The organism is Companilactobacillus metriopterae (assembly GCF_004117915.1).
Classification (GTDB): Bacteria; Bacillota; Bacilli; order Lactobacillales; family Lactobacillaceae; genus Companilactobacillus; species Companilactobacillus metriopterae.
Genome location: NZ_RSTD01000002.1, coordinates 99,397 through 121,312, shown reverse-complemented (window position 1 = coordinate 121,312; position 21,916 = coordinate 99,397). Strand labels below are relative to the sequence as shown.

20 protein-coding genes are annotated in these 21,916 nt (G+C 36.6%); 18 read left to right on the top strand and 2 right to left on the bottom strand.

All coding sequences use genetic code 11. From position 1 onward, the window contains the following. Nucleotides 1-174 precede the first annotated feature (174 nt). The gene (gene rpoB, locus EKN01_RS05735) at nt 175-3,804 is read left to right on the top strand and encodes a DNA-directed RNA polymerase subunit beta (RefSeq protein WP_129045352.1); all 3,630 of its coding nucleotides are present in this window, start codon (nt 175-177) and stop codon (nt 3,802-3,804) included. 30 nt (nt 3,805-3,834) lie between these two features. Continuing rightward, entirely contained in the window at nt 3,835-7,518 is a 3,684-nt protein-coding gene (gene rpoC, locus EKN01_RS05730) for a DNA-directed RNA polymerase subunit beta' (protein ID WP_099975223.1), read from the top strand. Nucleotides 7,519-7,556: 38 nt separating this feature from the next. Here the strand turns inward: rpoC and treR are convergent, their stop codons facing one another. Then, the gene (gene treR, locus EKN01_RS05725) at nt 7,557-8,279 is read right to left on the bottom strand and encodes a trehalose operon repressor (RefSeq protein ID WP_164966376.1); all 723 of its coding nucleotides are present in this window, start codon (nt 8,277-8,279) and stop codon (nt 7,557-7,559) included. A 162-nt stretch (nt 8,280-8,441) separates the two neighbouring features. Here treR and EKN01_RS05720 point away from each other — a divergent pair, with 162 nt between their 5' ends. The 5 genes from EKN01_RS05720 to EKN01_RS05700 are packed head-to-tail and all read left to right on the top strand — an operon-like array spanning nt 8,442 to nt 13,513. Continuing rightward, a complete protein-coding gene (locus tag EKN01_RS05720) occupies nt 8,442-9,914 on the top strand; it encodes a PTS transporter subunit EIIC (protein WP_129045350.1) in 1,473 nt (490 codons plus the stop codon). A gap of 10 nt (nt 9,915-9,924) precedes the next feature. Continuing rightward, a complete protein-coding gene (locus EKN01_RS05715) occupies nt 9,925-11,571 on the top strand; it encodes an alpha,alpha-phosphotrehalase (protein ID WP_129045349.1) in 1,647 nt (548 codons plus the stop codon). Nucleotides 11,572-11,588: 17 nt separating this feature from the next. Beyond that, nucleotides 11,589-12,074, top strand: a complete 486-nt coding sequence (locus EKN01_RS05710; protein ID WP_129045348.1) for a PTS sugar transporter subunit IIA — start codon at nt 11,589-11,591, stop codon at nt 12,072-12,074. Beyond that, entirely contained in the window at nt 12,067-12,699 is a 633-nt protein-coding gene (locus EKN01_RS05705) for an SGNH/GDSL hydrolase family protein (RefSeq protein WP_129045347.1), read from the top strand. The genes EKN01_RS05710 and EKN01_RS05705 overlap by 8 nt, the downstream gene beginning before the upstream one ends. Further along, the gene (locus EKN01_RS05700) at nt 12,683-13,513 is read left to right on the top strand and encodes an alpha/beta hydrolase (protein ID WP_164966375.1); all 831 of its coding nucleotides are present in this window, start codon (nt 12,683-12,685) and stop codon (nt 13,511-13,513) included. The genes EKN01_RS05705 and EKN01_RS05700 overlap by 17 nt, the downstream gene beginning before the upstream one ends. Here EKN01_RS05700 and EKN01_RS08005 read toward each other — a convergent pair. Further along, nucleotides 13,506-14,168, bottom strand: coding sequence for a prepilin peptidase (locus tag EKN01_RS08005; protein WP_129045345.1), 663 nt, complete (start codon nt 14,166-14,168; stop codon nt 13,506-13,508). The genes EKN01_RS05700 and EKN01_RS08005 overlap by 8 nt on opposite strands. Before the next feature lie 247 nt (nt 14,169-14,415). Here EKN01_RS08005 and rpsL point away from each other — a divergent pair, with 247 nt between their 5' ends. The 11 genes from rpsL (at nt 14,416) to rpsC (ending at nt 21,913) form a co-directional block, all read left to right on the top strand. Further along, complete coding sequence (rpsL, locus tag EKN01_RS05690; RefSeq protein ID WP_099975216.1) at nt 14,416-14,826, top strand: 30S ribosomal protein S12; 411 nt, start codon at nt 14,416-14,418, stop codon at nt 14,824-14,826. 65 nt (nt 14,827-14,891) lie between these two features. After that, entirely contained in the window at nt 14,892-15,362 is a 471-nt protein-coding gene (gene rpsG, locus EKN01_RS05685; protein WP_099975215.1) for a 30S ribosomal protein S7, read from the top strand. Between the two features lie 35 nt (nt 15,363-15,397). Next, on the top strand, nt 15,398-17,497 hold the full coding sequence (gene fusA / locus EKN01_RS05680) for an elongation factor G (protein WP_129045344.1): 2,100 nt from the start codon (nt 15,398-15,400) through the stop codon (nt 17,495-17,497). A 281-nt stretch (nt 17,498-17,778) separates the two neighbouring features. Continuing rightward, a complete protein-coding gene (gene rpsJ, locus EKN01_RS05675; protein WP_099975213.1) occupies nt 17,779-18,087 on the top strand; it encodes a 30S ribosomal protein S10 in 309 nt (102 codons plus the stop codon). A gap of 37 nt (nt 18,088-18,124) precedes the next feature. Further along, on the top strand, nt 18,125-18,763 hold the full coding sequence (gene rplC, locus EKN01_RS05670; protein WP_099975212.1) for a 50S ribosomal protein L3: 639 nt from the start codon (nt 18,125-18,127) through the stop codon (nt 18,761-18,763). A gap of 18 nt (nt 18,764-18,781) precedes the next feature. After that, the gene (gene rplD / locus EKN01_RS05665; RefSeq protein ID WP_099975211.1) at nt 18,782-19,405 is read left to right on the top strand and encodes a 50S ribosomal protein L4; all 624 of its coding nucleotides are present in this window, start codon (nt 18,782-18,784) and stop codon (nt 19,403-19,405) included. After that, on the top strand, nt 19,405-19,692 hold the full coding sequence (gene rplW / locus EKN01_RS05660) for a 50S ribosomal protein L23 (RefSeq protein WP_099975210.1): 288 nt from the start codon (nt 19,405-19,407) through the stop codon (nt 19,690-19,692). The genes rplD and rplW overlap by 1 nt, the downstream gene beginning before the upstream one ends. A 19-nt stretch (nt 19,693-19,711) precedes the next feature. After that, a complete protein-coding gene (gene rplB, locus EKN01_RS05655; RefSeq protein WP_099975209.1) occupies nt 19,712-20,545 on the top strand; it encodes a 50S ribosomal protein L2 in 834 nt (277 codons plus the stop codon). A 35-nt stretch (nt 20,546-20,580) separates the two neighbouring features. After that, nucleotides 20,581-20,856 carry a 30S ribosomal protein S19 gene (gene rpsS / locus EKN01_RS05650; protein WP_099975208.1) on the top strand — a complete coding sequence of 92 codons (276 nt, stop codon included), beginning with the start codon at nt 20,581-20,583 and terminating at the stop codon, nt 20,854-20,856. Nucleotides 20,857-20,875: 19 nt separating this feature from the next. Further along, complete coding sequence (gene rplV / locus EKN01_RS05645) at nt 20,876-21,223, top strand: 50S ribosomal protein L22 (RefSeq protein WP_099975207.1); 348 nt, start codon at nt 20,876-20,878, stop codon at nt 21,221-21,223. Nucleotides 21,224-21,241: 18 nt separating this feature from the next. Further along, on the top strand, nt 21,242-21,913 hold the full coding sequence (rpsC, locus tag EKN01_RS05640; RefSeq protein WP_129045343.1) for a 30S ribosomal protein S3: 672 nt from the start codon (nt 21,242-21,244) through the stop codon (nt 21,911-21,913). Nucleotides 21,914-21,916 lie beyond the last annotated feature (3 nt).

Sequence of the window (21,916 nt, the reverse complement as noted above, 5' to 3'; positions counted from 1 at the left end):
CTACGAAATATTGTCCGTGGTTACCAAAAATAAGAAAAGCAAAAGTAGATTTAGGTCTATTTTTGGTTTTTTTTTGCCTAAAATTAGGAAAATTAAGCGTTTTCTTATGTTTTGTAACCAAATTGTAATATTTCTATTTAACTTTTTAACAATCTAAATGTTGAGGTGAACGATTTGACATATCATAACGTAAATTACGGTGCACACCGTACTCGTCGTAGCTATGCAAAGATCAAAGAAGTGTTATCACTTCCTAACTTGATAGACATTCAAACAAATTCTTACAATTGGTTCTTGGATGAAGGACTAAAGGAAATGTTTGATGACATTATGCCTATTGATGATTTTGCAGGCACTCTTTCATTAGAGTATGTTGATTACAAACTACTAGAACCTAAATATACAGTTGATGAAGCAAGACAACATGATGCTAATTACTCAGCTCCGCTACACGTAACTTTGAAGTTAACTAACCATGAAACTGGTGAAATTAAGACTCAAGACGTGTTCTTTGGTGATTTCCCAATCATGACACCACAAGGTACATTTATTATCAATGGTGCTGAACGTGTTATTGTTTCTCAATTAGTTAGATCACCAGGTGTTTACTACAATGAAGACACTGACAAAAATGGTCGTATTAACTATGGTACAACTGTAATCCCTAACCGTGGTGCTTGGTTAGAATATGAAACAGATGCCAAAGGTATTGGATATGTTCGTATTGATAGAACTAGAAAATTACCTATTTCAGAATTAGTCCGTGCTCTTGGATTTGGTGGAGACGATGAAATTCTAGATATTTTTGGTCAAAATGATACTTTGGACTTAACTCTTGATAAGGATGTTCATAAAGACACATCTGATTCTCGTGTTGAAGAAGCCTTGAAGGATATCTACGAACGACTACGTCCCGGTGAACCCAAAACTGCTGATAGTTCAAGATCACTTCTTTATGCTCGTTTCTTTGATGCTAGAAGATATGACCTTGCAAACGTTGGTCGTTACAAAATCAATAAAAAACTTAGCCTAAAGACAAGACTATTCAACCAAGTATTGGCTGAAACTCTTGCTGATCCTGATACAGGTGAAGTTATCCTTGATAAGGATACAGTGCTAGATCGCGAAGCTATGAACAAATTAGGCTCATATTTAGATCGTGATGATTTCAAGACAACAACATTAACACCTTCTGAAGAGGGTGTTCTAACAGAACCTGTAACAATTCAATCAATTCAAGTTTATTCAAAAGTTGATAACGAAAAAGTTGTTACTATGATTGGTAATGGACATATTGATGAACAAGTAAGAACTATCACTACTGCTGATATTCTTGCTTCAATCAACTACTTCCTTAACCTAAAAGAAGATATCGGATCTACTGATGATATTGATCACTTGGGTAACCGTCGTATCCGTTCTGTTGGTGAATTACTACAAAACCAATTTAGAATTGGTCTTTCAAGAATGGAACGTGTTGTACGTGAAAGAATGTCAATTCAAGATACTGCAACAGTTACACCACAACAACTTATCAATATTAGACCAGTTGTTGCTTCAATTAAGGAATTCTTTGGTTCATCACAATTATCACAATTCATGGATCAAACAAATCCACTTGGAGAACTAGAACACAAGCGTCGTCTATCTGCACTTGGACCTGGTGGATTGACTCGTGATCGTGCCGGATATGAAGTTCGTGACGTTCACTATACTCACTACGGTCGTATGTGTCCTATCGAAACACCCGAAGGACCTAATATCGGTTTGATTAATAACCTTGCTAGTTACGCTATTATCAACAAATATGGTTTTGTTGAGACACCATATCGTCGTGTATCTTGGGATACTCACAAAGTTACAGATAAGATCGATTATCTAACAGCTGACGAAGAAGATAATTACGTCGTAGCTCAAGCTAATACTCTTCTAAATGAAGATGGATCATTTGTTGATCCAACAGTTCTTGCTCGTCACCAAGATGACAATATCGAAACAACAGTAGATAAAGTCGATTACATGGACGTTTCACCTAGACAAGTTGTCTCTGTTGCTACAGCATGTATTCCTTTCTTGGAAAATGATGATTCTAACCGTGCCCTAATGGGTGCTAACATGCAACGTCAAGCCGTTCCATTGGTTGATCCACATGCACCTCTTGTTGGTACAAGTATGGAATATATTGCTGCGCATGATTCAGGGGCAGCACTTCTATCTAAGGTAGATGGTGTCGTTGAATATGTTGATGCTAAAGTTATTAAGATTAAACGTGATGACGATGGTACAACTGAAGAATATGAAGTAACAAAATTCCGTCGTTCAAATAATGGTAAGAGTTACAACCAAAGACCTATTGTTCGTAAAGACGAAGTTGTTAAAGCTGGCGATATAATTGCTGACGGTCCTGCTATGGAAAATGGAGAATTGGCTCTTGGTCAAAATCCGTTGATTGCCTTCATGACATGGAATATGTACAACTATGAAGATGCTATTGTTCTTTCAGAAAAACTAGTTCGTGAAGATGCATATACTTCAATTCACATTGAAGAATTTGAATCAGAAGCACGTGATACAAAACTTGGACCTGAGGAAATCACACGCGAAATTCCTAATGTTGGTGAAGAATCACTTAAAGATTTGGATGAATTCGGTGTTATCCGTGTTGGTGCTGAAGTTTATGATGGTGATATCTTGGTTGGTAAAGTTACTCCTAAGGGTGTGACTGAACTATCAGCCGAAGAACGTCTATTGCATGCTATCTTTGGTGAAAAAGCTCGTGAAGTTCGTGATACATCATTACGTGTTCCTCACGGTGGTGGTGGAATTGTGCAAGACGTTAAGGTCTTCACACGTGAAGCCGGTGATGAACTAGATCCTGGTGTAAACATGATGGTTCGTGTATACATCGCTCAAAAACGTAAGATCCAAGTTGGAGATAAGATGGCTGGTCGTCATGGTAACAAGGGTACTGTTTCAATCGTTGTGCCACAAGAAGACATGCCATTCATGCCTGATGGAACACCAGTTGATATTTTACTTAATCCCATGGGTGTTCCTTCTCGTATGAACATTGGACAAGTTCTTGATCTTCACTTAGGTATGGCTGCCAGAAAACTTGGCATTCATGTTGCATCACCTGTTTTTGATGGTGTTACAAATGACGAATTATGGGACATTGTTAAAGAAGCTGATATGGATTCAGATGGTAAGTCAATCCTTTATGATGGACGTACTGGTGAACCATTCAAGAACCGTGTAGCTGTCGGTGTTATGTACTACATGAAATTAGCTCACATGGTTGATGATAAGCTTCATGCTAGATCAATCGGACCTTACTCACTTGTTACTCAACAACCACTTGGTGGTAAAGCTCAATTTGGTGGACAGAGATTTGGTGAAATGGAAGTTTGGGCCCTAGAAGCTTATGGTGCTGCTTACACACTTCAAGAAATTTTGACATACAAGTCAGATGATATTGTAGGACGTGTATCAACATATGAAGCTATCATCAAGGGTGAAAGTATTCCTAAGCCAGGTGTTCCGGAATCATTCCGTGTTCTTGTTAAAGAACTTCAAGCATTAGGTCTTGATATGAAAGTTCTAGATTCAAGATCAAATGAAATTGAATTACGTGATATGGATGATGATGAAGATACAATTAGTATCGACGCACTATCTAAATTTGCTAAAGAACAAGAACAAAAACGTGCTGAAGAAGAAGCTAAGAAGATGGAGATTGCAAACTCAACTCCTGACTTTACTTCCGAAGCAGATACATCTCAAAACACACAATCAGAAAACTAATAGAATTCATCAAGCTTAGGAGGTTACCTTTTGATAGACGTTAATAAATTTGAAAGTATGCAAATTGGTTTAGCATCTTCAGATAAGATCCGTAGTTGGTCTTATGGTGAAGTTAAAAAACCAGAAACAATTAATTACCGTACTTTAAAGCCAGAAAAAGATGGTCTGTTTGACGAAAGAATATTCGGACCTACTAAAGACTGGGAATGTGCCTGTGGTAAATACAAACGTATTCGTTATAAGGGCATCGTCTGTGATCGTTGTGGTGTCGAAGTTACTCGTTCAAAAGTACGTCGTGAACGTATGGCACATATCGAATTAGCAGCACCAGTTACACATATCTGGTATTTCAAGGGAATCCCATCAAGAATGGGTCTTGTACTAGATATTTCTCCAAGAAATCTTGAAGAAGTTATTTATTTTGCATCATACGTAGTTATTGATCCTGCAAATTCTGATCTAGAACGTGGACAATTACTTACAGAATCAGAATATCGTAACAAACGTGAAGAATTCGGAAACGATTTCGTTGCTGAAATGGGTGCTGAAGGTATCCGTGACTTATTAAGTCTTGTAGATATTGATGCTGAAATTACAGAATTACGTAAAGTTCTAAAATCTGCACAAGGACAAAAACGTACTCGTGCGATTAGAAGACTAGATATTCTTAGTGCCTTCCAAAAATCAGGTAACAAGCCTGAATGGATGGTAATGGAAGCAATTCCTGTTATACCACCTGACTTACGTCCGATGGTTCAACTTGAAGGTGGTCGTTTTGCCACATCTGATCTAAATGATCTTTATCGTCGTGTTATTAACCGTAATAACCGTTTGAAGAGACTTCTAGATTTACATGCGCCTAATATCATTGTTCAAAATGAAAAACGTATGCTTCAAGAAGCCGTAGATGCCTTGATTGATAATGGTCGTCGTGGTCGTCCGGTCACAGGACCAGGTAACCGTCCACTTAAATCACTTTCACATATGCTTAAAGGTAAGCAAGGACGTTTCCGTCAAAACTTACTTGGTAAGCGTGTTGATTATTCAGGTCGTTCAGTTATTGATGTTGGACCTACATTGAAGTTCTATCAATGTGGACTTCCTCGTGAAATGGCACTTGAATTATTCAAACCATTTGTTATGCATGAACTTGTTAAACGTGAAATTTCTTCAAACGTAAAGAACGCTAGAAGAAAAATTGATCGTCAAGATGATGACATTTGGGATGTACTAGAATATGTAATTAAGGAACGTCCGGTTCTATTGAACCGTGCCCCTACATTGCATAGACTTGGTATTCAAGCTTTCGAACCAGTTCTAGTTGAAGGTAAGTCAATCAGACTTCATCCATTAGCATGTGAAGCTTACAATGCCGATTTTGATGGAGATCAAATGGCTGTTCACGTTCCGCTATCAGATGAAGCACAAGCTGAAGCAAGAATGCTTATGCTTGCTGCTCACCATATTCTTGCTCCTAAAGATGGTAAGCCTATCGTTACACCATCTCAAGACGTTGTTTTAGGTAACTACTACCTAACAATCGAAACAAGAAATATGACCGGTGAAGGTAAGATTTTCAAGGATGCAAACGAAGTTCATACTGCATTGTTAAATGGTGATGTACATTACCATACAAGAATTGGACTTTCAGTTTCATCAATGCCTAAGAAACCATTTACATCAGAACAACGCGATAAAGTTATGTTAACTAGTGTTGGTAAAGTTCTATTTAATGAGATTCTTCCAGAAGATTTCCCATATTTGAATGAACCTACTGATGACAACTTAATAAACGGTGTTCCTGATAAATTCTTCCTTGATTGTGGAGAAAATATTCATGACAAACTTGAAGAAAATGATTTAGTTGAACCTCTTAAGAGTGGATATTTAAGTGATGTTATTGCTCAAATATTCAAAGTATACAAAGTTCAAAGAACATCATCACTTCTTGATGACATGAAAGAATTAGGATACACAATCTGTACAATTTCTGGTTTAACAGTTGGTGTTACAGATGTTCCTAACCTTGAAGAAAAACCAGAAATTATTGAAAATGCTCATAAACAAGTTGCAGCAATTTCAAAACAATTCCGTCGTGGATTGATCACTGATCAAGAACGTCATGAACGTGTTATTGCAGTTTGGAATGATACAAAAGATGATATTCAACAAAAATTGATTGACTCATTTGATTCTACAAACCCAATTTCAATGATGAGTGATTCAGGTGCTCGTGGTAATATCTCAAACTTTACTCAACTAGCCGGTATGCGTGGACTTATGGCTGCGCCTAATGGTGGTATGATGGAAATTCCAGTTATTTCAAACTTCCGTGAAGGTTTGTCTGTCTTGGAAATGTTCATGTCTACCCACGGTGCTCGTAAAGGTATGACTGATACTGCCCTTAAGACAGCTAACTCAGGTTACTTGACACGTCGTCTTGTTGACGTTGCCCAAGATGTTATCGTTCGTGAAGAAGACTGTGGTACTGACCGTGGATTACTTGTTAAGACAATCTATGATGGTACTGATTTAGTTGAACCTCTATACGATCGTCTTGTAGGACGTTATACTAAGAAATCTGTTCTTGATCCTAAGACAGGAGAGGTTATTGTTCCTCGCGATGTCATGATGGATGAAGCAATGGCACAACAAATTGTTGATGCTGGTGTGGAAGAAGTTACAATACGTTCTGCATTTACATGTGATACACGTCATGGTGTATGTAACAAGTGTTACGGACGTAACTTGGCTACTGGTGAAGAAGTTGAAATTGGTGAAGCAGTCGGTACTGTTGCTGCTCAATCAATCGGTGAACCAGGTACTCAACTAACTATGCGTAACTTCCATACTGGTGGGGTTGCCGGTGGTGATGATATCACTCAAGGACTTCCTCGTATCCAAGAAATTGTTGAAGCAAGAAATCCTAAGGGTCTTGCTGTAATTTCAGAAGTAGATGGTACTATTACTGCCATCAACGAAAATCCTGCTGAACATACAAAAGAAATCACAGTCGAAGGTGACATTGATACAAGAACATATAGTGTTCCTTATACATCAAGTGTTGCTGTTGCTGAAGGAGATATTATTGAACGTGGTGCTAAATTAACACAAGGTTCAATTGATCCTAAGGAATTGATTAAGATTACTAATGTTCTTACAACAGAAAATTATATGTTAAGCGAAATTCAAAAAGTTTATCGTATGCAAGGTGTTGATATTTCTGATAAGCATTTCGAGGTTATGGTACGTCAAATGCTTAGAAAGATTAGAATTCTTGATCCTGGTGATACAGATGTGTTACCTGGTGAATTGATGGATATTTCTCAATTTACAGATCATAACCGTGAAACTCTAATCAAGGGTGGTATTCCTGCTACAGGACGTCCTGTTCTTCTTGGTATCACTAAAGCATCTCTTGAAACAAATAGTTTCTTGTCAGCTGCTTCCTTCCAAGAAACAACTCGTGTTCTTACTGATGCATCTATCAGAGGTAAGGTTGATCCACTTCTTGGTCTTAAAGAAAATGTTATTATTGGTAAACTTATTCCTGCTGGTACAGGTATGGCTAAGTATAACCACATGGAACCAAAGAAAACTGGTCCTATGGCAGATAACTCTTTAAACGGAGCATTTACAATTTCAGATATTGAAGCTCAAATGAAAGCTGAAGAATCTAGTTCACTATCATCAGATAATGGAAATACATTGTAATAAAAAAAGAGCTCACCGAAAGGTGGGCTCTTTTTTTGTTATAGCGAAGTTCTTGTAGCATATTCAAAGAATTTAAATTGACTAGCAATATGGAACGATTCGGTTAATTCTAGTACTCTAGTATCTTTTAATCTTGTTAATGATCTAATAGAAACTAAGGGTTCATTAACAGGTATCTTTAATGTCTTTGATTGCTCTGGTGTAGCTTTTTCTACACGCATTGTTCTAGCAGCAAAACCAATGGACAATTTTAAGGTATTTTCAAAATACTCAAATAGTGAATTTTCTGCCACTTCCATAGGAATTTCTGGAACCGTTGACTTTAGAACGTAATTATTATCGATTATAGCTGGTTTGCCATCGATAATTCTTAAACGCTCAACATGGGTTACAGGAACTTTTTCAAAATGAAAATCGGTATTGAAATGATTTGTAGGCAAGTCCATATCTTCCAGTTTAAGAACTTTAGATTCGTAATTAATATCATGAAGTTCAAAATTTTCTTTCAAACTGATTAGTTTAGAAACTGGTACAGAGAATTGATCGTTTACCAGTACCAAGGAACCGCGACCATTGATTTTTAAAATCATGCTCTGTGCCTGTAAGGTGTTCAATGCCTTACGGATAGTATCTCGTGAGACTTGGTATTCTTCTTGTAATGATTTCTCACTAGGAAGAAAAGTATCTGGAGGATAAAATCCGGAAGCAATTTTTTTAGCTAACTCGTGTGTAACATATTCGTATTTATTTGTAGCTACCATGCTCAACACCTCCATATATATAATACTATGCAAATTTATATAAACATACAACAATTTATTTTCTAAATATTATAGAAAAATAAATGAAAACATTTGACACCTATACGTACAGGTAGTACACTGGGTCTTGAAATGAAAACGCTTTAATTGGAGGGAACGGATATGGCTAAGAAAGATTATTCTGAACTTGCAGACAACATAATATCTTTAGTTGGCGGCAAGGAAAACATAAAGAGTTTGATACATTGTATCACTCGTCTTCGCTTTTATTTGAAAGATGAGAGCATCGCACAAACAGATGAGATTAGAAATCTAAATGGTGTTATCGATGTTCAAAAAGCATCAGGACAATATCAAGTTGTTATCGGTGATCAAGTTACTGCGGTATACGATGCGGTAATTGCAAAACTTGGAGCAGGTTTTGCTGGTGATGATGGTGCAACAACTGATACAGATACATCTGATAACGAAAATAAAGGTAAGAGAAATCTTTGGCAACTAACTAAATCCGGTGTTAATACATTTATCGGTGTTTTGACCGGATCAATGAGTCCTTTGATTGGACCATTGGCTGCCAGTGGTATCTTGAAAGGTATTCTTGCGATTCTAGTTATGCCTCAATTAGGAGGTTTACTAAGTACTAAGAGTACAACTTATATATTACTTAATGCAATAGGGGACGCGACCTTCTTCTTCCTACCTGTACTAGTTGGTTACACAGCAGCTTTGAAATTAAAAGCTGACCCAATATTAACTGCAGTTGTTGGTGCAGTACTTGTTCATCCAACACTTGTAGCTTTAGCTGGTAAATCATTAGGTGCTATTGGTAGTGTAAACTTCCCAATGGTTAACTACAGTTACTCAATTTTCCCAATGATTTTAGCAGCATGGATGGTTAGAGAACTTAACAAATGGGTAAAGAGTTGGTTACCAGGATATTTACAAATTATATTTACACCGCTAATTGTTATTGCTATTGCAAGTATTGTGACATTGTACGTAACAGGTCCAGCAATTGTTAATATCTCAAAAGGTATTGCTGCTTTCTTACAATGGTTACTACTTACAAGTGGATGGGCTTCTGGATTACTAATCGGAGGACTATATCAAGTAATGGTAATTTTCGGACTTCACTGGGGAATTATTCCTCTTGTTGCTAACGATTTGGCAACATCAGGACACAGTTATTTGAACGCTATTATTAGTAGTACAATGATTTCTCAAGGTGCCGCAGTTCTAGCTGTTGCTATTAAGACAAAGAAAACTGATCTAAAAGAATTAGGTTTTGGTGCAGCAATTTCAGCATTCTGTGGAGTTACAGAACCAGCAATTTATGGTGTTAACCTAAAATATCGTCGAGTATTCATTTCAGGTTTGATCGGATCAGCTGTTGGTGGATTCATAACAGGTTTATTCCATGGAAATAACTTTGGATTTGCTGGTTCATGGATTGGATTTGCAGCATTTATCGATCCAAACAAACCTGGAGATTTAACTAACTTCTACATTTATCTAGCAGCATCTATTGCTTCAACTGTTGTAGCTTTCGTAGTTGCATATGTTTGGGGATATAAGAACTCAATGAAACCTGGAGAAGCTATGAAACAACCTACATTGCCAGGTAGCAAAAAGTGAGGTAACACTTGTGAAAGATTGGAAAAAAGCAACTGTTTATCAAATTTATCCACGTTCATTTCAAGATAGTAATGGTGATGGGGTAGGAGATATTCAAGGAATAATTAGTCGTTTAGACTATCTTAAAGATTTGGGAGCTGAGGTTTTATGGCTAAACCCAGTCTATAAATCACCGGGTCGTGACAATGGGTATGATATTGCTGACTACTACGAAATAAATCCAGAGTTTGGTACGATGGATGATTTTGAACAATTATTAGATGGTACACGAAACCGCGGAATGAAGATTATTATGGATTTGGTTGTTAACCATACTTCTGATCAGCACGAATGGTTTAAGATGAGTCGTGACTCAAAAGATAATCCTTATCATGATTATTATATTTGGAAAGATCCAGTTGATGGTCATGAGCCAAACAATTGGAAATCTAAGTTTGGTGGTAGTGCTTGGGAATACGATGAAAAATTGAATCAATACTACCTACATTTGTATGATCGAACACAACCAGATTTGAATTGGCGTAATCCTAAAATGAAAGCCTCAATTATGGAAATGATGAAGTGGTGGGCTGACAAAGGTATTGCTGGTTTTAGATTGGACGTTATAAACAATATCTCTAAACCGTTAGAGATGCCTGATGATACTCTAGAAACTTCAATGGATGATGGTAGAAAATTTTATACCAATGGTCCACATGTACATGAATATATACATGAAATGTATGAGGAAGTATTTGGAAAGCATTCGATGCTTACTGTTGGAGAATTATCATCTACACCCATTGATGAGGCTATAAAGTTCACAAATCCTGATCGAGAAGAATTAACTATGGCGTTTACATTTCACCATGTGAAAGTTGATTACCCCAATGGAGCTAAATGGGTTAAGTCTGGGTATAAATTGGTTGATCTTAAAAAAGTTATTTCTGATTGGCAAATAGGCATGCAAAATGGTGGTGGCTGGAACGCATTATTCTGGGGAAACCATGACCAGCCTAGAGCAATTTCAAGATTTTTAGATGATAATAAATATCGAGAAGAATCAGCAAAACTATTGGCTTTAGTTGAATTTGGACTTCAAGGTACTCCATATGTTTATCAAGGTGAAGAAATAGCCATGAAGAATGCTTACTTCACAGATATCAGTCAGTATAATGATCCAGAATCAATCAATGCATATCATGAATTGGTAGAAAAAGGTAGTTCTGTTCAAGAGGCAATTGAAATTTTGCAACAGAAGTCACGAGAAAATTCAAGATTACCAATGCAATGGGACAGTCAAAAGAATTACGGATTTACTACAGGAAGTCCATGGTTGAAAGCAATAAATAAAGATACTCAAACTGTAGAATCAGAAATAGCAAAAAAAGATGGAGTTTTGAGTTTTTATAAGAAATTAATAGAATTTCGTCGAAATGAGCCAATTTTGATAGATGGAAATTATCAATTATTGGATGAGAATAACCCTGATATTTTTTATTTCAAACGAGAGTTAAATGGTCATCATATATCTGTCATTGCTAATTTTAGTGATAAAGATATCGTATACAAAATTGATGATTTGGGAACAGTTAAATTTTCAAATTATAAAGAAACAATTTTGGAAAATGGCGAATTAAAATTAAGACCTTATGAAGCTGTTTTATTCCAAGATTAATTGTTGGAGGAAGTAATATGCTTAAATTATTGAAGAAGAAAGAAAAAGTATTACCAATAGTTTCCCCCGTTTCTGGAACTTATATAGAATTAAAAGATATTTCGGACAATGTTTTTGCATCCGGAGCAATGGGTGAGGGATTTGCTGTTTTACCAAGCAGTGAAGAGATTTTGAGCCCAGTCAAAGGTAAAGTAACTAGTATTTTTCCAACTAAACATGCCATTTCAATAAAAAGCGATTTAGGTCCTGAAATTTTGGTCCATCTTGGAGTTGATACTGTTGAATTAGAAGGTAAACCCTTCGAACAACTGATACAAGAAAATACTAAAGTAAATATTGGTCAACCAATTATGAAGATGGATATTGAAAAAGTTAAAGAAATGGGCAAAAGTACTGAAGTTATAGTAGTTTTACCAGGAATGGATTTGCTTGTAAATGATTCACTAAAAGAACTATCGGCAGGTGATGAAATAGGTACTATAACTGTTTCAGAAGATGAATAGTACATATGTTGCTCTGGGTGATAGTATTACAGATTCTAGTAATAGTTATGCAACTAAAAGATATATGGACTATTTAAATGAGTATTACTCATTTGATGAATTCCTAAATTTAGGTGTGTCAGGTTCTACTATAGGTAATTTATATGATCCTTTCCAAAGTCGTTTAGATGAATTACAAGTTTCACCAAAACTATTAACAATATATGGTGGAGTAAATGATTTTGGACGCGATCAACCATTAGGTAAATATGGAGATAGCAATAACCAGACATTTTATGGTGCTCTTTATCAATTGTTTCAAAGCGTAAATCGACTTAATCCTGAAAATGTTTTGTTTATATCACATGCTAAAATAGGTAATGATTTTTTTGAAGAAGTTAATTCATTTGGACTTCATCAAATTGACTATGAAAAAGCTATACACAAGATGACATGTGGATTCCATATAAACCACTTGAGCCTGTACGACAAAATTGATTTCGGTGGTAATGATAGTAGTTTATCTGATGATAGCTTACATCCGAATGATAAAGGACAGAGATTCATTTATGGAGAGATATTGAATTATTTGAACGTGGTTATGCAATTTAAAAATGGGGTGGTCGAAAATGAAAGAAAAAATTGATTTAAACTATCAAAATACACAATTTGAAATAGATGGTTATTGGCTGGATGATGCGGATAATGATGCTCTTGAAGAAGTTAATTTAAGTAAGAAACCATTGGTCATAATATGCCCTGGTGGTGGATTTACTTATTTATCAGATTTTGAATCACAACCCGTAGCTATGCGATACGCAGCTGAGGGAATGCATTCGTTGGTATTCAATTATCAACTGACCGATGATGAAAATTCTACATATCCTTTAGCAATGCAAGAATTAGCTGTCACATTAAACTGGTTATATGATCATGCAGAAGAAAAGAACATTGATGTATCTAAGGTTGTATTGTTAGGATTTTCTGCAGGAGGTCACGTTGTTGCCAACTTTAATTCATATATGATGGACAAAAATTTACGTGAAGTAATTTTTGATCAAGAACTTAAACTAGAACCAGCAGGTATAATGTTGTCATATCCTGTTGTTGATATGGGACTTGGTTGGCCTAATGATGAAAATTTGGCAAAAAAAATAGACCCAACAGAAAAATTCTATCAAGCTCAAAAAAATATCAATAGTAACTCAAAACCTACATATTTGTGGACAACTATGACAGATAGTTTAGTTCCTGCTAAGAATACTCTTGTTTATGTGGATGAACTTGATAAAAACGCAATACCTTATGAGGTTCATGCATTTGGTATTGGAGAACATGGAATGTCTCTAGCAGATAGATCCACAATTAATGTTAAAGCAGGTAATTACGGAAATACTCACGTAGCTAAATGGGTAGATTTATCTGTTGATTGGTTGAATATTATTGGAGTACTTAAATAAAGATTATTAGGATGATTCCGCTTGCCAGTGTTATATAGGGGATAAATCCAAATGATCTTTTTTTATTTGTCAAAAAAATTAGTATACACAAAACACAACTAATTAATAAAATGAATAAACAAATTCTGTATCCAAAGAATAAAGTTAATATTGCACACAATTCTACATCTCCCAGACCTAAGCCATTAGATATAATACTGAACAATAGAAGAAAAATATAAACCAAAATACAATCCAACATATATTTATGATTATTTGAAAATAATGCTGGAATAAATCCTAAATAGTAAATTGTGTAGATGTGTTTGTAGAAAAAGTCAGAATAAGATAGCAAAATAAGTGTTAGAAGAATAGGGATGTACATCAAAGTATCCATGTGTTTGTAAAATATAATAAAAAGGAATACACCACTAAATATTTCACCTATAATAGTGTTATATGGAATTCTTACTTTACATTTTGAACATTTCCCCAATAGAAATAGATAGCTGAAAACGGGAATTAAATCTAATATTGACAAATTTTTATTACAATTAGAGCAAGATGAGCGACGAGTTAAATTTACATTTGGAAAATCTTGTGCGATGACAGCTAAAAAAGAAGCACAGCATGCACCAAGAAAAAAGATAATCACATAAAATAAAAAAAGTATCATATAAATAAAGTACCTCCTAATTTATATTACGATAATCAATGGACAAAAATTTCCTATCGGAATTGTTGGAAACTTGATTGACAATAGATTTTTAGGATGATATGCTTAAGGACGTGCTTTTATTAGCAGCAAGATTATTTGTTATTAAATACAAGCCAATGTGTACACCACATTTAGTGGTTTATTATTTTTCCGAAAAAATGAACCACCTGGATGTGTGTACTTAAATAATCAGGAGGAACCTTGAATGCCTACAATTAATCAATTAGTTCGTAAAGGTCGTAAGAGCTTGACATCAAAATCAAATGCTCCTGCCTTGAACTTTGGATACAACAGTATGAAGAAAGAAACAACTAACAATCCAGCACCTCAAAAACGTGGTGTTGCTACTCGTGTTGGTACTATGACACCTAAGAAACCTAACTCTGCCCTACGTAAGTATGCCCGTGTTAGATTGTCAAACCTTATCGAAGTTACTGCATATATTCCTGGTGAAGGACATAATCTACAAGAACATAGTGTTGTTCTTGTTCGTGGTGGTCGTGTAAAAGATCTACCCGGTGTTCGTTATCACGTTGTCCGTGGTGCTTTAGATACAGCCGGTGTTGATGGCCGTATGAAGAGCCGTTCAAAATATGGTACAAAGAGACCTAAATAATCTTAATAAATTAATATATAAAATAAACATGACATATAGTCACAATATCTACGGAGGAAATAAATATGCCTAGAAAAGGTCCAGCTCCAAAACGCGAAGTTTTGCCTGATCCAATTTACAACTCAAAAATCGTTACTCGTCTAATTAACCACTTAATGTATGACGGTAAAAGAGGTACTGCCTCAACAATTCTATATAGTGCCTTTGACATTATTAGAGAACAAACAGGAAACGAACCTATTGAAGTCTTTGAAGAAGCAATGAACAACGTTATGCCTGTTCTTGAAGTTAAAGCTCGCCGTATCGGTGGTTCTAACTACCAAATTCCTATCGAAGTTCGTCCAGATCGTCGTACAACACTAGGTTTACGTTGGATCGTAAGTTACTCACGTATGCGTGGTGAACACACAATGGATCAAAGACTAGCTAACGAAATCATGGAAGCTGCTCAAAACACTGGTGCAGCTGTTAAGAAACGTGAAGATACACATAAGATGGCTGATGCCAACCGTGCTTTCGCTCACTATCGCTGGTAATCAATAGATAGAAAAATCAAAGGAGAACATTTTTAATGGCTAACAAACGTGAATTTCCATTAGAAGAAACTCGTAATATCGGTATCATGGCTCATATTGATGCTGGTAAAACAACAACTACAGAACGTATCTTGTACTATACTGGTAAAATCCACAAAATCGGTGAAACACATGATGGTGCTTCACAAATGGACTGGATGGAACAAGAACAAGAACGTGGTATTACAATCACATCAGCTGCTACAACAGCTGAATGGAAAGATCACCGTATCAATATTATTGATACACCAGGACACGTGGATTTCACTATTGAAGTTGAACGTTCACTTCGTGTTCTTGATGGTGCTATCACAGTTCTTGATGCACAATCAGGTGTTGAACCACAAACTGAAAATGTTTGGCGTCAAGCTACAACATACTCAGTTCCTCGTATCGTATTCGTAAACAAGATGGATAAAATTGGTGCTGACTTTGACTTCTCTGTAAGTACATTACACGATCGTCTACAAGCTAACGCCCATGCTATCCAAATGCCTATTGGTGCAGAAGACAATTTCGAAGGTGTTATTGACCTTATCGAAATGAAAGCTGATATTTACGATGAAGACGAATTAGGTTCAAAATGGGATACAGTTGATGTTCCAGAAGAATACCGTGAAGAAGCTCAAGCTAAGCGTGTAGAACTTATTGAAGCACTTGCTGAAGTTGATGATGCAATCATGGATAAATATCTTGATGGTGAAGAAGTAAGCAATGATGAAATCAAAGCTGCTATTCGTCAATCAACAATCGATTTGAAGTTCTTCCCAGTTCTTGCTGGTTCAGCCTTCAAAAACAAAGGTGTTCAAATGTTAATGGATGCCGTTGTAGATTACCTACCATCTCCATTAGATGTTAAACCTTACAACGCTACTGATCCTAAAGACGATAGTGAAATTGAAATCAAAGCGGACGATAGCAAACCATTTGCTGGTCTAGCATTTAAGATTGCAACAGATCCATTCGTTGGACGTCTAACATACATCCGTGTATATAGAGGTGTTCTAGAATCAGGTTCATACGTATTGAACTCAACAAAAGACAAACGTGAACGTGTTGGACGTTTGCTACAAATGCACTCTAATCACCGTAATGAAATTCCTGAAGTTTTCTCTGGTGATATTGCTGCTGTTATCGGACTTAAGAATACAACAACAGGTGATTCTCTAACAGATCCTGATCACCCACTTATTCTTGAATCACTTGATATTCCAGAACCAGTTATCCAAGTTTCTGTTGAACCAGAATCTAAAGAAGATAGAAACAAGATGGATGAAGCTATCCAAAAACTATCTGAAGAAGATCCTACTTTCCAAGCAGAAACAAACCCTGAAACAGGTGAAACATTGATCTCAGGAATGGGAGAACTTCACTTGGATATCATGGTTGACCGTATGAAACGTGAATTTAAAGTTTCAGCTAAAGTTGGTGAACCACAAGTTGCTTACCGTGAAACATTCACTAAGTCAACACAAGCTCAAGGTAAGTTCGTTCGTCAATCTGGTGGTAAAGGTCAATATGGTGACGTTTGGGTTGAATTTACTCCTAATGAAGAGGGTAAAGGATTCGAATTCGAAGACGCTATCGTCGGTGGTGTAGTTCCTCGTGAATACATTCCTTCAGTTGAACAAGGACTAGAAGAAGCAATGGAAAATGGTGTTCTTGCTGGATATCCATTGATTGATGTTAAGGCAAAACTATATGATGGTTCATACCATGATGTCGATTCTAATGAATCAGCCTTTAAGATTGCTGCTTCAATGTCTCTACGTAATGCCGCTAAGAGTGCTGGTGCTGTTATTCTTGAACCTATCATGAAGGTTGAAGTTGTTGCTCCAGAAGATTACCTTGGTGATGTTATGGGACAAATCAATGCTCGTCGTGGACGTGTTGATGGAATGGAAGCTCGTGGTAATGCACAAGTTGTTAACGCATATGTTCCTCTATCAGAAATGTTTGGATATGCAACAACACTTCGTTCAGCAACACAAGGACGTGGTACATTTACAATGACATTTGATCACTACGAAAAAGTACCTAAGGGTATTCAAGAAGAAATTATTGCTAAAAATGGTGGAAAGCCAGTTGAAGATTAATTTTTGAATTAAAACAGACAACTTTAAAGAGTTGTCTGTTTTTTTGCTTTCAAAATTATAATAGATAAAAGTATAAAAAAGCCTTGATATGAAAGCTGAATTCGGGTAATATGATAGGAGTGTTATTTCTCAGGGAGAAGTACGCGCTTTTGGTATTAAAATAATACCGACGGCAACGAAATGAGAGGTTGCGACACGCCCGGCCGCTTTGCCACGGCAGAGCGTGACGGATATTTTCATTGAGCCGGTCATCTTGAAAGAGACAAAAAGGAGGTAACCCCATGGCAAGTCAAAAAATTCGCATTCGCTTGAAAGCTTACGAACATCGTATCTTAGATCAATCAGCTGACAAGATTGTGGAAACAGCAAAGAGAACTGGAGCAAAAATTTCAGGTCCAATTCCATTGCCAACAGAACGTTCACTATATACAGTGTTGAGTTCACCACATAAGCATAAAGATTCTAGAGAACAATTCGAAATGCGTACACATAAGAGACTTATCGACATCGTTGATCCATCACCTAAGACAGTTGATTCATTGATGAAGTTAGATCTACCATCTGGTGTGGACATCGAAATTAAATTGTAATAAATAAATATTTAAAAAAATTATTGGAGGTGCAAACATGGCCAGAAAAGGAATTCTTGGTAAAAAAGTCGGAATGACACAAATTTTCACTGACAACGGCGAACTAGTTCCCGTAACAGTTGTTGAAGTAACACCTAATGTTGTTATGCAACTGAAAACAGTTGAAAATGATGGTTACGAAGCCGTACAACTTGGTTTGGAAGACCGTCGTGAAGTTCTAACAAACAAACCTGCCAAAGGTCATGCTGAGAAAGCAAATACAACTCCTAAGCACTACATTCGCGAGTTCCGCGATGTAGAAATGGGAGACTACGAAATGGGTGGCGAAGTTAAAGTAGATATCTTTAACGAAGGCGACATCGTAGATGTAACAGGAACAAGTAAGGGACATGGTTTCCAAGGTAACATTAAGAGACATGGTCAATCACGTGGACCTGAAACTCACGGTTCAAGATATCACAGAAGACCCGGTTCAATGGGTGCTGTTATCAACCGTGTATTCAAAGGTAAAGCATTACCTGGACGTATGGGTAACGATCGTATTACTACACAAAACCTTACAGTTGTAAAAGTTGATGCAGAACGCAATGCTATTATGATCAAGGGTAATGTGCCTGGTGCAAACAAGTCACTAGTTAAAATTCAATCAACAATTAAAGTTAAAAAAGAAAAATAGGAAGGGAGGACATTAGTTATGACTAAAGTCACAGCTTACAAAGACAGCGGTGCTAAAGGCGCTGAAGTTGAAGTAAATGACGCAGTTTTTGGTATTGAACCAAATAACAGTGTTGTTACAGATGCAGTTATCATGCAACGTGCAGCATTACGTCAAGGAACACATGCAGTTAAGAACCGTTCAGCTGTTCGTGGTGGTGGTAGAAAACCATGGCGTCAAAAGGGTACAGGTCGTGCTCGTCAAGGTTCTATCAGATCACCACAATGGGTTGGTGGTGGAGTGGTATTTGGTCCTACACCAAGATCATACGCATACCACATTCCAAAGAAAGTTAGTCGTTTAGCATTGAAGTCAGTTCTTTCACAAAAAGCAGCTGATAATAACCTAGTTGTTATTGATTCAATTTCTTACGACAAACCAAGTACAAAATCATTCAAACAACTTCTTGAAAAAGTAGGTGTTGGTAAAAAAGTACTTGTAGTTATAGAAGATGGAAATGATAACGTTGCTTTATCAGCAAGAAATATTGAAAACGTTCAAGTGATCTCACCAGAAGGTGTTAATCCACTAGATGTTATCAATGCAAAAACACTTGTTGTAACTCAAGCAGCACTTTCTAAGATTGAGGAGGTACTTGGATAATGAACGCAAGAGACGTAATTATTCGCCCTGTAATCACTGAAAGTTCAATGGACGCAATGGCAGACAAGAAATATACTTTCGAAGTTGCTGTTGATGCCAACAAAGTGCTTGTAAGACAAGCAATTGAAGAAGTATTCGGTGTTCAAGTTAAAAAAGTAAATATCATGAATATTGCTGGTAAGAAGAAACGTGTTGGTCGTTATGTTGGATTAACTAACAAACGCCGTAAAGCAATTATTACTCTTACAGAAGATTCAGACGAAATTAAGATTTTCGACGAAGAATAAATTAAGGAGGATCACATAAATGGCGATTATCAAGTATAAACCAACCACAAATGGTCGTCGTAATATGACAGGTTCTGATTTTTCAGAGATTACAAAAACTACTCCTGAAAAAACATTATTAGAATCACAAAGCCATACAGCTGGTCGTAACTCATACGGTCATATTACTGTTCGTCACCGTGGTGGTGGTCACAAACAAAAATATCGTGTAATCGATTTTAAACGTAATAAAGATGGTGTTAAAGCTTTAGTTAAAGCTATTGAATACGATCCAAATCGTACAGCAAATATTGCATTGCTACACTATACTGATGGTGTTAAAGCATACATCCTAGCACCTAAAGGTCTAGAAGTAGGACAAACTGTTGAATCAGGTGTTGGTGCAGATATCAAACCTGGTAATGCATTACCACTAGAAAACATTCCAGTTGGTACAGTTATCCATAATGTTGAAATGAAACCTGGTAAAGGTGGACAACTTGGACGTTCTGCTGGTACATCAATTCAACTACTTGGTAGAGACGGTAAGTATTCATTGCTACGTCTTCCATCAGGTGAAGTACGTATGATTCTTTCAACATGTCGTGCTACTGTTGGTGCTATCGGTAATGAACAACATGATCTAATCAAGATTGGTAAAGCTGGACGTAAACGTTGGTTAGGTATTAGACCTACAGTTCGTGGATCAGTTATGAACCCTAACGATCACCCACACGGTGGTGGTGAAGGTAAAGCTCCTATCGGACACCCATCACCAATGTCTCCATGGGGTAAGAAAACTCTTGGTAAGAAGACTCGTTCATCACATGCCAAATCTGAAAAACTTATCGTTCGTCACAGAAAAGGTAAGTAATTATTTATTAAAAATAATAAGAAGGAGAACATAAGATGAGTCGTAGTTTAAAAAAGGGACCATTTGCTGACGCACATCTTCTAAAAAAGATTGAAGCACAAGCAGATACTGAAAATAAATCAGTTATCAAAACTTGGTCAAGACGTTCAACAATCTTCCCTACATTCGTAGGATATACAATCGCTGTTCATGACGGACGTAAACATGTTCCAGTTTATATTCAAGAAGATATGGTTGGACACAAGTTGGGCGAATTCGTACCAACACGTACTTTCCGTGGTCATGGCGGAGACGATAAGAAAACTAAGTAATAAGAAGGGAGACTAAATTATGGCAGAACAAATTACATCAGCAACTGCAGTTGTAAAAAATGTTCGTATTGCACCTCGCAAGGCTCGTATGGTCATTGACTTAGTCAGAGGCAGAAATGCAGCCGAAGCACTTGCAATTTTGCAATTCACACCTAGAGCAGGCTCTCCAATTGTTGCCAAAGCTCTTAAATCTGCTATTGCAAACGCAGAACATAACTTTGATTTAGATGCTCAAAACCTATACGTTAGTGAAGCTTTCGTAGACGAAGGACCAACTCTAAAACGTTTCCGTCCTCGTGCTAAGGGTTCAGCATCACCAATTAACAAAAGAACTAGTCATATTACAGTAGTAGTAAAAGAAAAATAAGTATTGGAGGTAATTTGAGTGGGTCAAAAAATTAATCCAATTGGATTCCGTGTCGGAGTTATCCGCGATTGGGATTCAAAATGGTACGCAGAAAAAGATTTTTCAACATTTTTACATGAAGACCTTAAGATCCGTAAGTATATTGAAGACAAACTTTCAAGTGCTTCTGTATCAAGAATCGAAATTGAACGTACTGCAAAGAACGTTACAGTTTCAATTCATACCGCAAAACCTGGATTGGTTATCGGTAAAGGTGGTTCTGAAGTTGAAAAATTACGTAATGAACTGAATAAACTTGTTAATAGAAATATTCATATTAACATTATTGAAATTAAGAAACCTGATTTAGATGCAAAACTAGTAGGTGAAAGTATTGCTCGTCAACTAGAAGCTCGTATTGCTTTTAGACGTGCACAACGCCAAGCAGTTACTCGTTCAAGAAGAGCTGGTGCTAAAGGTGTTAAAGTTCAACTATCTGGTCGTCTAAACGGTGCAGATATGGCTCGTAAAGAATGGCATACAGAAGGAACTGTTCCTTTGCACACTCTTAGAGCAGATATCGATTATGCATGGGTTGAAGCAGTTACAACTTACGGTAATATCGGTGTTAAAACATGGATTTATCGTGGAGAAGTTCTACCTGCTAAACCAGTTGCAAATGATGCTAAAACTGAAGGGAAAGGAGAATAATCT